The sequence below is a fragment of the Microbacterium sp. Cr-K20 genome (genome assembly GCF_000708325.1).
Taxonomy (GTDB): Bacteria; Actinomycetota; Actinomycetes; order Actinomycetales; family Microbacteriaceae; genus Microbacterium.
The window spans coordinates 1-1,580 of sequence record NZ_JARE01000079.1 but is presented as its reverse complement, the minus strand read 5'-3'; the positions used below and the strand labels follow the sequence as shown (position 1 = coordinate 1,580).

Sequence of the window (1,580 nt, the reverse complement as noted above, 5' to 3'; positions counted from 1 at the left end):
GAATGTCGGTGGTCCCGGGTTGACTTAGGGGTATGAACAACCCCGTGGAACTGCTCGGCCAGGTCGTCGCTGACCTGGATGCGGTGCTGCGCTCGGACGTGATCGCCCGGCTCGGTGACGACGAGAAGATGGGGCTGTTGCGGGTCGCGGGTGAGGTGCAGCGGCGGGTGGAGGCAGTGGTCGTTGAGACGGTCGCGTCGGTCGATGAGCGTCCGGCGGGGTCGGGGGAGCCGGCGTTCTGCGGGCGATATGGCTGCCGCACGGTGAACGAGTTGCTGCAGCGGGTGGTGCGCACGGATGCTGCGGGGGCGGGGCGGGTGGTGAAGGCCGCGAAGGCGGTGCGGCGGGAGGTGGGGTTGTCGTCGGGCGCGTGGTTGCCGGCGCGGTGGCCCGCGTTGCGGGCGGCGTTGGTGGACGGGGCGATCGGGGTCGCCGGGCTGTTGGCGGCGATCGGGCCGGTGGAGCAGGCCGGGTCCCGGATCGGGACGGCTGACCGGTTGCGGGCGGATGCGGAGTTGGCCGCGTACGCGCGCGGAACCTCTGTTGCTGACCCGGGTGCGGGTGTGGATGACGAAACCGATGCGGATGCGGATGCCGGTGGGGATGCGGATGCGGGTGCGGATGCCGGTGGGGATGGTGCGCCGGCGGCGACGCCGGCGGCGACGCCGGAGGATCTGCGGTTGTTGGCGCAGGTGATCGTGCAGTATCTCGATCCGGATGGTGCGGAGCCTGCGGACGATATCGCGATGCGGGTGCGGGGGCTGACGCTCGGGCGCGCGAAGGACGGGGTGATCCCGGTCCGGGGACGGTTGCTGCCGGAGGTCGCGGGACAGTTGCAGCGTCTGTTCGACGCGTACCTGAACCCGAAAGTCGACGGACCACCCGTCCCCGGAGTCATGTTCCGGCCTTCGGACGAGAGAGATGCCGATCACGCCCACGCCCACGACACCGACAGCGACACCGGGGCGCGGAGGGGAAGTCCCGCAGATGCCGACCCCGATGCGGACGACGATGCCCTTCCGTCCGGTGACCCGGGGCGGATGGTCGACACCCGTTCACGGTCGCAGAAGCAGCACGACACCCTCGCCGCGATCCTCGGCATCGCCGCCCGCCACGACGACACCCCACGCCTGGGCGGCGGTGCACCCACCCTGGTGGTGTCCGTCACCGCAGACGACTACTCGTCCGGCCGCGGCTGGGCGCACGTCGACGGCATCGACACTCCCGTCTCCACCCGTGTCGCCGTCCACACCGCGTGCGCGGGCGGGGTGCAACGGGTGCTGTTCGACCCGCACGGGCGGATCATCGGCATCAGCACCGCCGACCGGATCTTCACCGCGCATCAGCGTCGCGCGATCACCCTCCGCGACCGTGAGTGCCTCATCCCCGGCTGCCACGTCCCCGCGACCTGGTGCGAGATCCACCACGTCCACGAGCACGCCCACGGCGGTCCCACCCACACCGACAACGGCGTCGCCCTCTGCTGGCACCACCACAGAACCCTCGACACCTCCGGATGGGAGATCCGCATGCGCCACGGCACACCCCACGTCCGCGGACCCGCCTGGTGGGACCCCACC

At 71.3% G+C, this 1,580-nt stretch carries 1 protein-coding gene; it reads left to right on the top strand.

Features of this window, described 5'->3' with window-relative positions; genetic code table 11:
- Positions 1-32 precede the first annotated feature (32 nt).
- Positions 33-1,580 (top strand): HNH endonuclease signature motif containing protein (locus GZ67_RS0118395; RefSeq protein WP_029273981.1); only part of this gene is annotated, 1,548 nt, incomplete at its 3' end.